General features: G+C 41.0%; 9 protein-coding genes. 2 read left to right on the top strand and 7 right to left on the bottom strand.

Annotation, left to right across the window (positions count from 1 at the left end):
• The first annotated feature begins 113 nt into the window (after window positions 1-113).
• The gene (locus BP549_RS06060; protein ID WP_292379124.1) at window positions 114-2,093 is read left to right on the top strand and encodes a hydantoinase/oxoprolinase family protein; all 1,980 of its coding nucleotides are present in this window, start codon (window positions 114-116) and stop codon (window positions 2,091-2,093) included.
• 242 nt (window positions 2,094-2,335) lie between these two features.
• Entirely contained in the window at window positions 2,336-2,881 is a 546-nt protein-coding gene (locus BP549_RS06055) for a pyruvoyl-dependent arginine decarboxylase (RefSeq protein WP_292372658.1), read from the top strand.
• A gap of 357 nt (window positions 2,882-3,238) precedes the next feature.
• On the opposite strand, the gene BP549_RS06050 is transcribed toward BP549_RS06055, so the two are convergent.
• The 7 genes from BP549_RS06050 to tatC form a co-directional block, all read right to left on the bottom strand.
• Window positions 3,239-5,458 (bottom strand): hypothetical protein, encoded by a 2,220-nt coding sequence (locus tag BP549_RS06050; RefSeq protein ID WP_292379040.1) that lies wholly within the window; start codon window positions 5,456-5,458, stop codon window positions 3,239-3,241.
• A 142-nt stretch (window positions 5,459-5,600) separates the two neighbouring features.
• Window positions 5,601-5,660, bottom strand: coding sequence for a hypothetical protein (locus BP549_RS15780; RefSeq protein WP_349680992.1), 60 nt, complete (start codon window positions 5,658-5,660; stop codon window positions 5,601-5,603).
• 95 nt (window positions 5,661-5,755) lie between these two features.
• Window positions 5,756-6,649, bottom strand: coding sequence for a lysylphosphatidylglycerol synthase transmembrane domain-containing protein (locus tag BP549_RS06045; protein ID WP_292372678.1), 894 nt, complete (start codon window positions 6,647-6,649; stop codon window positions 5,756-5,758).
• Window positions 6,627-7,568 (bottom strand): glycosyltransferase family 2 protein, encoded by a 942-nt coding sequence (locus tag BP549_RS06040; protein WP_292372680.1) that lies wholly within the window; start codon window positions 7,566-7,568, stop codon window positions 6,627-6,629. The genes BP549_RS06045 and BP549_RS06040 overlap by 23 nt, the downstream gene beginning before the upstream one ends.
• A 525-nt stretch (window positions 7,569-8,093) precedes the next feature.
• Window positions 8,094-13,751, bottom strand: coding sequence for a DUF3320 domain-containing protein (locus tag BP549_RS06035; protein ID WP_292379038.1), 5,658 nt, complete (start codon window positions 13,749-13,751; stop codon window positions 8,094-8,096).
• 494 nt (window positions 13,752-14,245) lie between these two features.
• Window positions 14,246-15,196 carry a DMT family transporter gene (locus tag BP549_RS06030; protein WP_292379036.1) on the bottom strand — a complete coding sequence of 317 codons (951 nt, stop codon included), beginning with the start codon at window positions 15,194-15,196 and terminating at the stop codon, window positions 14,246-14,248.
• A gap of 388 nt (window positions 15,197-15,584) precedes the next feature.
• A complete protein-coding gene (gene tatC / locus BP549_RS06025) occupies window positions 15,585-16,370 on the bottom strand; it encodes a Sec-independent protein translocase TatC (protein ID WP_292379033.1) in 786 nt (261 codons plus the stop codon).
• Window positions 16,371-16,473 lie beyond the last annotated feature (103 nt).

Here is a 16,473-nt window from a genome sequence, read left to right as displayed (position 1 = left end):
CACGTAATTAAAATTGCATAAAAGTGGCAGCATTACAAATGGCAAGAAAGGGTAATGCAAAAAACATTGGAAAAAATAAAAGTGGAGATCTAAAAATGGACTGTAATTCAAAAATGGCATATGATCTGGGCGTTGATGCAGGTGGAACTTATACTGATTCGGTTTTAATTCGGAAATCAGATGGAAAAGTTATATGCTCAAACAAGGCCCTTACAACCTATCCTGATCCTCTTGGGGGAATAAAGAAATCAATTGACGGACTTGATCCGGAAAAGCTAAAACTCGTATCGGTTGTTTCAGTTTCTACTACTCTTGCCACCAATACTATCCTTGAAAACACAGGATATCCTGTTGGGCTGATCCTTATCGGAAATTATGATATCCCTGACGATTCGGAAATTAAAAACTGGATAATGGTACAGGGAGGGCACGACAGTAATGGCGAGGAAGCCGCAGCCCTTGACCTCTTAGCCGTAGAAAAATTCGTACTTGAAATAAAAGACAGGGTCTCGGCTTTCGCAGTTTCTTCTTATTTCAGTGTGCGAAATCCTGAACATGAACTGCGCGTAAAAACCCTGATTCAGGAGCTTGCAGGGTTGCCTGTTGTCTGCGGGCACGAACTGGCCCAGTCTCTAGGAGCCTATGAAAGGGGAGTTACCGCCTACCTCAATGCCCAACTCCTACCTGTAGCAGAGGGCTTCTTAAAGACGGTAGTAAGCGAGATTGAAAGCAGAGGTCTCAACCCTAAGATTGCCATGCTCCGTTGCGACGGATCAGTAGTAAACATGCATGAAGCCATGAAAAAACCCATAGAATCAGTCTTTTCAGGTCCAGCAGCAAGTCTTCTTGGAGCTTCTTACCTATCCAGGCATGAGACCTGCGCAGTAATTGACGTTGGAGGGACAAGCACGGATGTTTCTCTAATCCACAAAGGGCTTCCTCACCTCAGCGAGACAGGAGCAGTTGTGGGCGGCTGGCAAACAAAAGTCAGGGCGCTACGTATGGAGACTTCGGCTATGGGGGGAGACAGCCATGTCTGGGTCCAGAGTGGAAATATAAACATAGGCCCCAGAAGGGTTATTCCGCTCTGCAGGGCAGCAGTCCTGTATCCTGATTTCATGAGCACTCTGAAAAAACGCTGGATTCCAGACCGGCTCAAACTGGACGAACATATCCAGGCAACAAAATTCTTTATCCGGACAGAGCAGAAACCTGTTAATTTGAGCCGGGAAGAAAAAGAGCTCCTTGCCCTTATACGAGATGAACCGCGCTCTCTCAAAGACGTTTACTGGGACAAAAATATTCTCCCTTCAAAAAGAGTAATGGATTCTCTAATCCAGAAGCGGCTTGTCCAGGTAATCGGTTTTACTCCAACGGATGCCCTGCATGTGCTTGGTGAATATACTGAGTGGAATGCCGAAGCCTCGGAAATCGGAGCAACTCTTCTTGCAAACTTCATAGGAATCGACAGGCATGAGTTCTGTTTAAATGTGAAGCGGCTCTTTGCCAAGAACATGGCAAGAGACCTCATTGCTTTTCTGATGGAAGGAGTAGATAGAACCGAAATTACAAAAATGCTTGATGGCAATTTCTTCGCTCGATTTAAAGTGGATATCCCTGTTATCCTGCTTGGAGGTCCTGTACGGGCGTATGTGGATGAACTGAAGAAGCTGATAGATGCAGATATTCTTGCTCCGGAATATTCAGATGTTGGGAATGCCGTTGGAGCTCTTGCAGGAAAAGGGACAAAACGCATTGAGATTACGGTGCGCACACTTTACAGCGAGTCCAAGTATGACCTTAAGACAAAGGGTATTTTTGTATACACCCCTGTAGGAAGGAGGCACTTTGTAATCCGAAGCGAAGCCCTGGAATATGCTGAAGCTTTCGGGAGAAAGCTGATTCTTGATTACATGGCCGAATCAGGGCTTCTCCCTGACCAGGTGACAGTTAGTGTACAAAAAAAGGATCTAAAAGTCCATGCAGGTGAAATTCCTATAGAAACCAGATTTCTCTTTGAGGGGATTGCAAATTCCGATGTGTATGAAAAAGCTCTTTCTGGGCAGAGCAAAAAAGCTGAAGGCTTTTCCTAACTATCCGAGCAGGTTCATTCCCTTGATCGTAATTCTTACAGAGAAACCTCTGTCTCTGAAAATTGGGAATGAAAAGGATAAAGTTCATAACTCTGGTGTACGTTTCAGAGATGAAAGATAGGACTATCAGCCCAATAGTTCAGCTTACTACTATAGAAAAATTTTAAATTATCTATGTGTGTATTGATTGTTCATACAATGGAAACCGCACAGAAGACGCATAAATCCCTTAAGGAGTTAACATGATCCCAAGAAAAGCATTTTTGACAAAGGGTACCGGGGTACACAAAGACCGCTTAGCATCCTTTGAACTTGCACTAAGGGCTGCAAAAATAGAGAAATACAATCTTGTAAGTGTTTCAAGTATTCTGCCTCCCAATTGCAAACTCGTACCCAGAGAAGAAGGACTTTTAGAGTTAAAACCTGGTGCTATTGTCCATTGTGTACTTGCAAGGAATGATACTAACGAGCCTCATCGTTTAATGGCCTCGGCTATAGGAACTGCAGTTCCTGTAAATGAAGAAAATTATGGGTATATTTCAGAACATCACTCTTTTGGAGAAGAAGAAATTACTGCAGGAGAATATGCTGAAGACCTGGCAGCAACAATGCTTGCAACTACCCTTGGCATAGAATTTGACGCAGAAATGGCCTGGCATGAGAGAGAGCAGGTCTACAAGGCAAGTGGACATATTTTTGACACTTTCCATATGTGCCAGACCGCAAATGGCGACAAAGACGGAAAATGGACTACAGTTGTAGCTGCAATGGTTTTCGTCACAAAATAAGTCGCAAAATAAAATGAATTGAGGAAGGTAAATTAAAAACTTTAAGAAGTTAGGTTTTTAGAAACTGGGTTTTCGGAAATTAAGTTTTTAGAAACTAAATTTTTAGAAACCTAACTTTTACAAACCAGCTATTATAAACAGATTATTATGAACAGACTGTTATAAACTAGACTATTATAACCAGACTATTATAAGCCAGATTTTTAAAGACTGAATTTTTAGATAACTATTTTTAATTGAGTTGAGGGGAAGAAATCCCGACTTCCCCAATCTCATGAAATCTAGTGCTGGAATATATTGTCCCCAATCTCCCTACAATTTTTGATTTTTTCTACCACTTGGGAGCCTGTCCGATAATTACCCTTTTAATAATAACTTTGCAGGCGAATCAATTAACTCAATCTCTTGAATTGCTATACTTAACTCCCTCGTATTTTTATTCTTTAGTTCCGGAAAGTCACATGGGCTTTCAGTGCCTTCAGGTATATTTAAAAGAATGACATTCTTTCCCTTTTTTAAGGTGACTGGGATATTTACTGTGCTTAAATTAGTGCTGATATTTTGTTTACTCTGGAGAGTTTTGCCGTTATAAACCTCAAGTGTTTTTGGGGAATGTAAGCTGCATGCCTGGAATTTTAATATCGCATCTTCAGTATCGCCTGAATAGACCGATAATGTAGCATTGTTTGAGATCAAGCGGGTTGATGTGCCGTCCCAGTTCTCCTTATGATTCCATCCGTCACCTAAAAGCATAAAGGGATGAATGGTTTCATCTGGTACACGGTAAACAATAAGCCCATCTTCAGCATACAATTTTGGTTCAGTTTTAAGGGTCTCTTCCAGTAAATCGTTTACAAACTCTAGCTGCTCACTGGATAACTGATTTTTATGGATGATAACATACCTTATATTATAGGTGTTCAAGACTGACGTGCCTATATCAGTAACGTCTTGCTGTAAAATATCTTCAGTTTGTAGGGAATAATATTTCAGTTCTTTAATAAGAGGGGTTTCGCTCTGAAACTTATTTATATTGGGCGGATACCTTGCTGCATATCCGCCGACAAGGGATTTGTTATGGACGGTCTGATAGTACAAATACTGAAAATCCATATATCCTGCGTTAGAATCTTGCGGAATTTCGAGCATTGCATAGTTATCAGTATCATTACTAATTTCATAGTAAAAATCAGGAACATTTACCTGTGCGGTCGGATATGGAATAGCTAAGTATTCAAAAATTAGCAGGAAACCAACTATTGCAAAGATAAGCTTTTTTCTATCGGGCTTATACTTAAGTAATTCCGAAAAACCGTATCCTGCGAGAACAGAGTATCCAAGGGTTGCAATAACAAAAAACCTGCCAACTGTCCTGCAGTTTTTCAGGAAGGGAACCGTATTGTATAGTATCTCATATGGAAGTGGGATTTCTAGATTGAAGTTCGTGAAAGAAAATGCGCCATTAAAGTGTAATATGGGTCCTAAGCTAATTATTGTAAAGAAAAATGCAGATATTAACCAGAACTTTATGTCAGGCTTTCTCTTTGATTTAAGGAATGCAAGGGCTGAAAGCCCCAGAACAGTATATCCTATAAAGTTCACTCTTTCAGCAGGCCAGCTCGGTATATTCGAATATAAGTCTGATGTAAACTGACCAAATAACGGATGTAAATGAGACGGCAGGAAAAAGCTCATCAAATCGTTTGATAATTTGGGAATCTCAGCCATGCTTGGCTTTAAGAAGTTTTGATTTGAAAGAGCAATAAGTATTTCATTGATGGTCAAAGGCAGTACTCCGAGAAAAGCGACCCCGCCAAAAATGAAGTAATTTTTAGCTATCTTTTTCACTAAAAGAGTGAAGTTTTTCTCGGCCCTGAAAGTCAGGTAAAAATCGTATAAAAATACTAGCCCTGCAAAGATCCCCATAAAGACCAAATACTGCAGGTCGCTCATTGTCACCAGAATAAAAAAGATTCCTGCTAGGATCGGATTCTTGATTCCTTCTTCTTTAACGGTTTTCATGAGATACAGCGCACAAAAGGGTATCCACTGAACTGTCGCTGCTCCGAAAAAGTATAGTCCTCTGGAAAAATGGTATGGGGAGAATGCGAATACAAGTCCTGCAAGAAAAGCAGCATATTTATTATCCGTAAGGTACTTTACCAGCAGATACGCACCAATAGCTCCGATTATAAAGGTTAAGAGCCACAATATCGTGTATATGACGTGTAGTTCTAAAAATGGAGAAATCAATACATAGAGCATTTGATTGAAGGCTGATGAAAAGGGCATTGATTCTATGCCGTTTGGATAAAAAAGGAGATGGTCATGCGTAAAAGCCGCTAAGTCTGCTTCCTGTATTGGTATTTTTGTGTACCATAAGATTCTCATCCACTGAAACGAATCCGCTCCCGTTCCAGGAATATCGGTTTTTATCTTAAACAGGACAGGATAAGTAAGAATAATTGTCAAAAGGGTATATGAGATTCCCGCCAGAGAATATTCCCGTAAATTGTAAAAATGCTTATTCTTAAAACCTCGATTTTTTTCCGGGTTAGATGTTTTTCCTGGTTCCACTAAATTGTCTCCCGTTTTTTGAATATTTATTATTCTAGTTTTTTAAAGTAAATTTAATAATATTCTAATAGTAGATAAACTTCAATAGTGAGTGAACGCTAATAATTTATTTTTTGCATAGAACCATAGTCCAGGGAAACAGCTACGAACCTCTTAAAGCTAATTCCGGTTTTTCTAGGTGTTCCAGTACTTTGGCTGCTATAACAAGATCGAAACTGTTTTTTTAAACGAAATTTCATATATGCTCCCTGAATAGCCAGATCCCTTTTTATAAATTCTACCTAAATCCTCGAAATTTCAAGGTTTTTTTCTTAAAGTGAGCATGAATCCAAACACTGCTGGTAGTAATGTAGTCAGGAAATATAGAACTATAGAGCAGGAGAACCCATATGTAGAACTTTCATTTAATAGTTTGAATATTGTAACGCTTACAAATTCTCGAACTCCAAATCCTGATATAGAAATTGGAAAATTGCCCAGAACTACTACTATTGGAAGAGAAAAGGTAAGTAAACTGTTTAATGCGGGATTTAAGGATTTTATGACAATCCAATATACAAATAAATTTAATATGTAATATTCAAGAGTTAGTGCAGAAACAGAAAAAATAGCTTTTTTGTTTCCAGTGATTTCTCTTATCGTTCTAATATAATTTTCTTTGAATTCATCTTTTTTTGAAAATATCCCAATAATAAAAGTTACTATCTTTTCATTTGTGATAACGAATATGCCAGCGATAAAAATCATTATCATAGGCGTCATTAGATAAATTAAATTTCGATCATTAAAGAAGAAAGCTATAGATAGTACACTCAAGACCAGAAGACAGATCATATCTATAATTCTGTCCATTATTACGGTTGGTATGCTTTTGGATCTCTCAGCATCTAAATAAAAAGCTCTTGAAACTTCTCCTGCTCTGCCTGGAGTAAGAGCTCCATAAAAATTACCTATTAAGATTATTTCAAGTGATCGTCTTACTGGGATTTGAACATTTATACAATCAAGCAAAGCCTGCCATTTTCTTGCTTTTATCAGGTACATCAGAGCAATAAAAGGTAATGAGAGAGAAAGCAATGTCAGATCCATTTGGGTAAAGGTCTCGTAGATCGCTCTTAGGTCAAGTTTGGCTATAAGGTAAAGCATTAGCCCCAAACTGACTGCAGCCTTACCTATCGTTTTCCAGTTCATAGCTATCGTACTTTATAATATAATCGTCGTTATTTCTGGAGTTTGTGATCAGTTCTCCTATCAGACCAATGGAAATAAACTGAACTCCAATTACCATGAGTAATATGCTCAACATTAGCAGAGGCCTGTCTCCTATCCTGATGCCTTTGATCCAGAGAGAGACCTGGTGCAGGCTTATGACTATTGCTGAGAATATCAGTAAGAAGCCTATACCTCCAAAGATGTGAAGAGGTCTTTTCTTGTATATATTCAAAAATGTGACTGTAATCAAATCCAGAAAGCCTTTAAAAAGCCTTTCAACCCCATATTTAGATACTCCATGAACTCTGGGATGGTGTTCAACTTCGATTTCTCCAACAGTATATCCTTTCCAGTGAGCTAGAGCTGGAATATAGCGATGGAATTCTCCATATAATTTTATATTCTTTACAACATAATTTCTATAACCTTTGAATCCACAGTTAAAGTCATGAATTTTGACTCCTGTGATAAACCGGGTCAACGCATTGAAGAATTTTGAGGGAATAGTCTTTGAAACAGGGTCCTGTCTTTTACTCTTCCAGCCTGAAACCACGTCATATTCTTCTAGTTTCTCAAGAAATCTTGGTATTTCTTTGGGATCATCCTGCAGATCGCCGTCCATAGTAATAACAATATTTCCTTTTGATTTCCTGAACCCGCATGAGAGCGCCGCAGCCTTTCCATAGTTCCTCTGGAACCTCATAAGCTTGACTGTGCTATCTTTGATTGCCTGTAATTTCTTAAAAGTATCATCTATAGATCCGTCATCTACGAAAATGATCTCATATTTTTTCCCCAGCCGGGAGAGAACTCTATGCAATTCATCATATAATTCCTCTACATTTTCTCCTTCATCACAAACTGGGATTACGATTGAGAGATCCAGTTTATTGGACATTACCGTTTTCTCCTAAACAGTGCTTCAGCTTATCTGTAAAATTACGATTTACGGAAGTTCTGAAACCAAGTTTATACTCATCAAGTCTAATTTAGACCCTGTTTCAATAATAGAGGAAGATTTGACTGAAATTGACAGCAAATTGAAACAAAGCTCTTTACATAATATTTTTAAGCAATATTTTTAGCCACATAGAAGTTTTTACAAAACTAATTTCTGTGAGCTTCAAATTAATTCTTTATTTCTCTCGGATTTTTTGTTCTACAAAATAAACCTAAATAAAGCTTACTGGCGGGGATCACAAGCTTCAATTTTCAGCAAAAACTTCTCCACGAATTTATCTACAAAACAATAAAATTACTCTTATATAAAAATTAGGATTTAACAATGAAAAATCAAAAATAGCAAGTCTAAATAGAGAATAACAAGAAAATAACAAGAAAATAACATAGAAACTAAAAATAAGGAATAAGATTTTTACGAAAAAATAGCTTTTAGAAAATCCTATTTTCTGAAAAACCTCTCTCACTCAACAAAATAAATCATTTCATTAGGCAGGAGAGTCAGTTCCTTATTCTCTATTCCTGCCTGTATAAGTTTTTCAATTCTTTCCCAGGTATTTTTGCGTGTACTTTTTATCCCGAGTACTCTTGAGGTTTGGACAATAAGATCTTCAAGAGGGGTTGAATACTGGCTGTTCAGGACAAAACGAATAGCTTCTTTTATTTCCTCATCACAGATCCACTCAATTTTTGCAGAAGCGTCTCCATCATGCCTGCGCAGGAGACAGGTAGGTTCCGAAACTGGCCAGTAGAATTCTCCTTTGACCCGGATTTTTTCGGAACTTTCGGCAAGAACTGCAATATCAATTATCTTCTGCTTGATTTTCCAGAGCATTCGGGGAATTCCTGCATGTAATTTCATTCGCTGTAAAAGGAGTTGCACATGAATGGGGCCTTCAACTGCGATGATCCGTATAATTGCCTCCTCAAGCTGCTTATCTGAAACCTCCGAAAGATCGCTTGATTGCGGAAGTCCTGAGGAAAGGCAGGCCTGGTAAAGAGGTACGGCAGTCTCGAAAGAATCGGTCTTTCCGGACAGATTTTCAGGCTCTTTTCGTGGAATTTCTGGATCAGATTTTTTTTGCGGAATGTCTGGTGTTTCAACATTTCTTGATCCGGTGTTATATGCTCTGAATTTTAAGGAGCTTTCAGTATCGGATCCCTTAGGAAATTTCCTTATTTTTTCAACTGGGGTTGAAAGAGGTCTCTTAGGGGTTCTAGTTTCAGCCTTAGATGTATCTTCGAGAGTGGGCTCAATTAGCTGAACCTGAGCTCTCTGTTTTGTGTCAGGCTTAATTACAGGTTCGGCTTCGGTCTCGATTTGAGTTTCCGAATCCCATATACCTGTATAACTGTCGCCTTCGTCTGCATAGTTGTCTTCCTCGGATTCAGACTCGGATTCGAAATAGCCACCTGAACCGTAGATATATTCAAACTCATTAATTCGCTTGCGCTTTTTTTTCTTTTCAGGGCCTGCACTGAAATCAATCTCAGGATAAGCCTGGAAAAAACTAACTTTCTCAGGCTCTGGCTCAGGTATGAGTTCGGTTTCGCCTTTATTAGAACGGGGATCTACGCTGAATTTAAGGACTTTTGATTTTTTTGACCTTCTTACAGGCTTCTTGCGGGAGTTTTCGTCAGCAACTAAAGCCATCGATCTGGCTCTTGTATCCATTTCTGGCAGGAAATCCATGCTTGAAGGATCTGTAAGTCCTTCTTCTAGTTTAAAAAATGAGCCTGAATAGGACTCTTCAGCTTCGGCTTCAAAGGAGGTCTCTGGAAGAATTTCAGTTTCAAAAGTTTCCGGAAGGGGGGATCTGTTATAAAATCGAGTTTCAAGTTCATCTCCTCCTTCACTCGCCACACTCACTGCAGGCAAAACAGGAACTGTGAATAAACCCGAATTAGCAGGGGAATTAGAAAACTGTCCTGAAGGACTTTTATTTACGGGTTCAGCCCAGGCAGAAGGTTTGTTAATCTTCGGAACCTCGAGCTCGATTTCAGATTTTGCTTTAACTTTTGCCTGCTTTACAGCCTCCTTCACAGCTTCAAGTAACTTTTCCCTGCTCTCTTTTGGATGCAGGTACCAATCCGTCGACCAGACCCGGTAGATTTTCCAGCCAAGTCCTTTGAGTACCTGCTGACGCAGTCGATCACGGTCTCTTGCAACATGCAGGGAATAATAGCTTGCTCCATCACACTCGATTCCAAGAATATATTGTCCTGGATGAGCGGGATTGGGAACTGCAAGATCAAGCCTGTATCCGGCACAGCCGATCTGCCTGTGGACTTCACAGCCGTTTTCTGCCAGGAAATCGGAGATCGCCTCTTCAAAAGGCGAATCAACGGCCCCTCTGCTGTTTACAGGAAAGGGAAGCCTGCCAGTCTCTGCAAATTCAAGGAAGACTTTGAGGGCCCGAAGCCCGAATGGTGTATTTTCCTCCAGATTTAAGTCTCTTGAGGTAAAATTTGCAAAAACGACACATTTTTCCCGGGCTCGCGTAATGAGAACATTCAGGCGTCTTTCCCCTCCCTCGCGATTTAGAGGACCGAAGTTAAGGGAGAGTTTTCGGTTGCCGTCAAAGCCGAAACCTACACTCAGCAGTATAACATCCCTCTCATCGCCTTGGATAGTCTCTAGATTTTTAACAAAAAAGTGCTCACCTTTTCCGTTCCCAAAATTGAGGTCAAAAACCGGATTTACTTTAAGCAGAGCCTCGATTTCTTCCTGGATAGCTTCCTGCTGTTTAATATTAAAAGTCCCGACCCCAAGGCTTTTATCGGGATACCTGCTGAAGTGTTCGAGAACTGTCCTTGCAACGGCTCTTGCTTCTACTCGATTGGCTCCACTTTTTCCCCTTTCATAAACCGCTTCCGGAAGATGCACGAATTTCAGCCCGAGTTTTTCGTCTTTTTGCATGGGGGAGGGATAAAAATAGAGGCGATTATCATAAAATTCCTGGTTTGAGATTGCAATTAGGGACTCGTGCCTGCTCCTGTAGTGCCAGCGCAGAGTCTTTACCGGAAAACTGTGTTTGCACACATTCAGGATACTTTCCATATCTCCTGCAGTAACGGAATAATCGGGCTCTCTCTCCGGAGAGTCGAGTACGCTATCGAAGAAATCAGTAGGAGGAAGCTGCTTGGAGTCCCCCATTACTACTACCTGATTTCCGCGAAGGAGAGCGCCAACTGCATCCTCGGGTCTGACCTGGCTAGCTTCGTCAAAAATAATAACATCAAAACGGGTGCTTCTTGGATCAAGGTACTGGGCAATAGAAAGCGGGCTCATCAGGAAACAGGGCTTGATTTTCTGGATCAGCCCGCCTGCTTTCTTCATTAGGGTACGGATCGGCATATGCCCTCTTTTTCTGTTGAATTCGTTAAGCAGAATGCCCACTTCTGAGGCTCTTGACGCGCCTGAAGCCAATTTAGGGGTTTCCTCATAAGCCGAACATGTGATCCTGTTCCTGTTTTCCATCAGGACCTTTTTGTCAAGTTCCCTGAACTTTTCAATCTTGCCTTCATGGAGTTCCCGGATGAAAGTTGAAAGTGCAGGCCTCTCCCTGAAGGTACGATTCAGGAGAATCTCAGCATAGTTGCCTTCAAAAGCAGGGATCGCGTCACAAACCGCGATTTTTCCAGATTCAAGGTCTTCCATTATTGGGGCTGCCTTTGTTTCCAGACAGGCTTGCCTGTATCCGAGATACTGGCTCCATAATACCAGGGATGAAGTCTCGTTTTTCCAGTTGATTACACGGGCTTTTAACGAATTTAGCTTTGCAGCTTCCAGGCCGTTTGCGAACATTTTCCCAAAATCTGCACCTATGCGAGCCCCAACTTTCTCAAGCGACTCCAGAAATTCTTGCTTTGCCGCCAGTACACGGCTGATAGCGGATTCGAGGATCGGGCCGTCAATTCCAGATCCTATAAGCCTGAAACTCCTTTCTGTAAGAGTGCCCTCTTTCAGGTATTTTCGGAAGAGTATTATCTGTTGGCTGCACTCTTCAAGCAGGGAAGGATCGCTTTCCAAGTCTTTCCAGTAATCCCCAAAGTACTTTTTGCCTTTTGCGCCCGAACTTTCAAGTTCCAGTCTGAGGGCTTTATATTCGGAAAGGTAGGCAAGGTCAAGCAGGATCTTACTGTTCCTTAAAGGCACTCGTGAGATATAGCAGGCTGAAATCTCCTTTTTGAGCTTCCTGTATTTAGGGTTTAAAAATTTAAGGAAATTGTTGGAAAGATCCTCAAATTTAGTGGTATCAAGGTCAAAAACCACAGGGCGAAAAGTTTTTTCCGCAAAAGTTTTGAGCTCGATGTATCGTCTGAGTTTTGAAACCAGAGCATCGGATTCGGTTTTTGAGTTTTCAGATTCCCATTCAGAATTCTGAAGCATTTTTTCAGGCAGGTGTTTTGAGTTCCCAAGAAATTTTGCGACATTGATTACGGTTGTAATTCCCTCAGGAGTTGCGGGCTTTGAGGTTGCAGAAAGGTCATTAAGATTTTTTATGGCGCTTTCCAGGTAATCAAAAGCCGTAGCGCATTCATCTGTAAGGGATTCGATTTCCCCTAAGTCCGAAGGAAGTACAAGCCCTGGATCGCAGCCGTACCAGGGATTTTTTCGGACCGCCCCAAGAAAAGGAAGGATCTGACCAAGTTTTTCCAGAACAGCCACTGCATCGGTCCAGGCTTCAGGGTCCCAGGTTTCAGGCTCCTGAAATTTGTAAGCAGGCATTTTCAGGCCTTTTGATTCAAAATAAGCCCTTGTATTTTCCCTTATACCGTAAAGGGTATAGAGGCTTGGGTAGAGTTTTCCAGCAGGTTCCCCAAGGGACAGGGCATACTGATTTAGCTCATGTTTTAGTTTTTCGAGTTCATTGATATCCCTGTCAGGGCGTATAGGCGCAGGTGCTTCGCGATTCAGGGTTTTTTGCAGTTCTTCAAGCACGGCTTTTCTGCGGGTCTGGTTGCTGTGGATTTCCAGGCAGAGCTCTCCCAGGCCTGCCGAATCCAGCCTGCTTTTTACAACCTGAAGAGCAGCCATTTTTTCGCTCACAAAAAGTACGCTTTTTCCCTGAGCAATAAGTTCCGCAATAGTATTTGCAATCGTCTGGGACTTGCCAGTTCCAGGCGGGCCCTCAACAACAAGGTTTTTTCCGGCTTTCACATCTTCAATGACTGCGATCTGGGAAGAGTCGGCATCCATTATCTGGTAAGTATCTTTTGCTGAAAGTTTCAGGTCAACCTCTTCTTCCAGGAAACCGGAAACCTCACATTGAGGGCCTTCAGGGTTAAAGACTTTCTGGACCAGGGGATGGTCTGCAGGAGACATGTCTTCAGGCCAGGTTGCAGGGTCAAGATCCTTATACATGACAAATTTTTTGAAGTTAAAAAGGTCAAGGCAGATCTCAGGTAAAAGCTTCCAGTCCTTCTTCCCATGAATTTCTCTGGATACAGCCCTGAAATATTCTTCAATTCCTGCAGCTTCCTCAGGCATTTCATATTCGGGAAGCACAATCCCGAATTCTTTCATTTTAGCCTGAAGGGTAATCGAGGTAAAAATCTCGTCTCCTGTCCACTGGATGCTGAAAATCCTGCCTTTTCCTATGCGTTTAAGTTCGACAGGAATAAGGAGAAGGGGTGCTTTCAGATTTTTTACAGCCGATCGGTTATCACTCCACTGTAGAAAGCCAAGAGCAAGGTAAAGCACAGGATATCCCTGTTCTTCAAATATGGAGTTTGCCTGATTAAAGACATAAAAGAGCTTTTTATTAAGGGTCTCGCTGTCATTCTGAGTTTCTAGGAACTGCTCGGAGCGGGAAGGCTGGGGTTTGTCTTCGGAGACCAGGATTTTTCCTATTGTTTTCAAAAGTCGGTTTTCCTTTTCCGAAGCTTCGCCTTCCTCCCCATTTCCAGTTTTCCTGCCTTTTCTTAACTGGGCTGTTGCCCTGAACCTCATTGATTTTTCCTGGAGAACAAAGAGCTCGTAAATTTCCTCCGGCTTCCGGCCTGTGATCGAGATAGTCCTTTTCTGAGAAGGGCGGTAATTGAGAAGGTTATTTCTAAGGGACAGATCAAGTAAATTCTGCCTCAGGGCTTCCAATTCCTTAACTACGTCTACCATAAGAATACCAGGCCCTTTTGAAACAATCAGTTAAATATATTTAAGATTAATAGAATAAAACATGTACTAATAAATTTTATCCTGTTTGCCCGGAAACAGAGCTATAATTAGAAAAAAATAAAATCCGGATTGCGAGGAGCTCTTTAAGAATAATATACTTAAGAATAATACATTTGAGAATATTTTCTTTGTTATATCTGAGAACTATTTCCCTACTATTAGAGCTTTTCTAAAAATTACGATTATTCGTATTTTCGTTATACTTCAGCCCTCTTGAGTGCAAACATCTAGTCAGTTTATTATACCACTACTAGAGGTTTTAGGTCATGCCTATTCTCAAAAGGTTTGCTTTGCGCCGGTTACGCCGTCGCTAGGAGTTGGAGATAAGGCTCTCAAGCTCAAACGCAACCTTTACGTCGGTTGACCACCCCACTGCTTGGGGATTTTCGAGCAAGCTTTTTCAAAAAAAGCTTACTGGACTCGATCTATTCAAATTACTTTTCCCAGCATTCAGCAAGCTCAGGACCTGCAGGCAGTTTTTCCCTGAAAACAGGTTCGTTTTCGGTTTTGCTTTCCTCCTCCAGGCTTGCCAGGAGAGAGCTGGAAAGAATAAGGACACAGCCAAGCAGGGTTTCAGCGGATATAGGGTCTTTTAAGAGTAGGTAAGCGAAAAAAATCGTACTTACAGGTTCAAGCAGGGAAAGTATGCTTGCATTCTGGGCTTTGACGTGCAAAAGCCCTGTAAAGTAAAGAATCGAACCCACTGAAGTGATTGTTACCCCTAGAAAGAGGAGAACAGGCAGGTTCTCAACAAGGGCAGTTACTGAGGCCTGTTTTACAAAAGGAAGTAATAATACAAGCGTTACGAAGGTTGAGATAAAAAGTTGTTCTAAACCTGAATACTCGTTCCTGAGATAACGAGAAGTGATAGTAACACAGGCGTAAAAAAGGCCTGAAAAAAGGCCCATAAGCACTCCAGCAAGATATCCTGGCTCAATTCCCGATCCAGAAACAAGGTTTTCAGGGCCGATCACAATTACTACACCCGCAAGAGAGAGAATCAGGGCAAGAAGGCTCTTTTTGTTATGTTTCTCCTTCAGGAAGATAGGAGCGAGCAGCAAAACGTAAAAAGGAGCAGTATAAAGCAGAAGTACGGATATTGAGACATTAGTAAAGCTCACAGCCATGTAATAAGAGACCATTGCGCCTGCATTGAGGGCCCCAAGCAGCATCAGGGTTTTTCTTTTTCCCCGGAGCCTGATTCCTGATAGTTTTCCGGTAACTGCCAGATAACCTGCAAGTGCAAGAAGCCCAAAAAGAAGCTGGTAAAACACAACAGCTCCTGCGGACATGTTCTTTATATACATGAAAAAAATTCCTGAAAATCCGTATATGACGGATGCGGCAATTACCTGGATATTTGCTTTTACGTGATGTGGCTCCATGAACTCTTCAAATAAGGGTTTCTGTTTAATAAGATTATCTTGAGTGTATTGAAAGTAATCCAGACAGTAGAAATATTAGCAGTCGATATTTTGTGAAAGGTAGTCTCAAAAATAGCCAAAAAACTGTTTTATAAAATTAATTTCGATAATCTTAAGTGCTGTCAAAACAAAATATAAGCTGATAGGCGAGTGCAGAAAAGAATGATGAGAGGCGTGTTTGGGTTGCTTTCTCAACTATCATCATATCACCCCCAAACACGCCTGTATTCAATCTTAAACTTTTATTTCTATTCTTGAATTCTTATTCTCTCATTCTTGAGCTCTTATTTCTACTCTTTAACTCTTTTTATTTTCCAGTTCTCATTTTCGTTTAAGCTTTTACTTTTCTTTAATTCCTTCTTGTAATCCCGAATGTCGATGCGGAAGTCTCAGGCTTGGGAAGGCTATTCTTCACTCCAAGTATCCGGACAATCACCAGGCTGATCTCAAAGAATATTACCATGGGCACGGCAATCATTATCTGACTGAGCACATCAGCTCCCGGAGTAATGGCAGCTGCAATAATCATAATAAGGACATAAAGGTGCTTTCGATAGGTTACAAGTGTCCTGTATTTTACAAATCCGTTTCGGGTAAGGAAGGTGAGCACTATCGGAAGTTCAAAAACCAGGCCGAACATTGCCGTGCCTGAAGCTACGAATGAGATAAATTTGAAGATCGAATAAGTCGCAGTCACCCCTGAACTGGCTGCATCCATATAGAGATACTTGAGGAATATAGGCAGCATGAAAAAATAGGCATACGAAGCCCCAAGGATGAACATGATGACAGCAGAAATACCCAGTACAACAAACTGGCCTTTTCCTATATTAATCGGAACCTGAATTGAATACCGCCTCGAAATTGCCCTGTATATGTAAAATGCAATAAGAGGCAGGGTAATGAGTATCCCGATTATGACCGAGAGCTTAAGCTCCAGCATCATTACTTCCAGAGGGGAAACATAAACGAGTTTTGCGCCCTCGGGGAGGAGATCTTCTTTCATCCTCTCTATGAGGGGTTCAGTAAACTGGAAAGAGAGAATGATCGCTGTAATAAGGACCCCAGCAATGACAAGTAACTTATTTCGCAGGGTCAGTAGGATTACACTGAGATTTTCAATGGCTTCAGACATATGGAGTACCTATCCGGAAAAGCAAAAGAAAGTTCGATGTCTCATTTAAGGGAACATTAATTCAAAGAGGTGATTTTATCATCAACTTTCCTTTTACCTATTT

The organism is Methanosarcina sp. UBA289, from assembly GCA_002496565.1.
Taxonomy (GTDB): Archaea; Halobacteriota; Methanosarcinia; order Methanosarcinales; family Methanosarcinaceae; genus Methanosarcina.
The sequence above is the reverse complement of the archived record's forward strand: the minus strand, read 5'-3'. Positions and strand labels throughout refer to the sequence as shown.

Bases quoted from the DNA above. Each gene is read 5' to 3' on its own strand.
- BP549_RS06055 (WP_292372658.1), top strand. From the start codon at position 2,336: ATGATCCCAAGAAAAGCATTTTTGACAAAGGGTACCGGGGTACACAAA.
- BP549_RS06040 (WP_292372680.1), bottom strand. From the start codon at position 7,568: ATGTCCAATAAACTGGATCTCTCAATCGTAATCCCAGTTTGTGATGAA.
- BP549_RS06045 (WP_292372678.1), bottom strand. From the start codon at position 6,649: ATGAACTGGAAAACGATAGGTAAGGCTGCAGTCAGTTTGGGGCTAATG.
- BP549_RS06030 (WP_292379036.1), bottom strand. From the start codon at position 15,196: ATGGAGCCACATCACGTAAAAGCAAATATCCAGGTAATTGCCGCATCC.
- tatC (WP_292379033.1), bottom strand. From the start codon at position 16,370: ATGTCTGAAGCCATTGAAAATCTCAGTGTAATCCTACTGACCCTGCGA.
- BP549_RS06060 (WP_292379124.1), top strand. From the start codon at position 114: ATGGCATATGATCTGGGCGTTGATGCAGGTGGAACTTATACTGATTCG.
- BP549_RS06035 (WP_292379038.1), bottom strand. From the start codon at position 13,751: ATGGTAGACGTAGTTAAGGAATTGGAAGCCCTGAGGCAGAATTTACTT.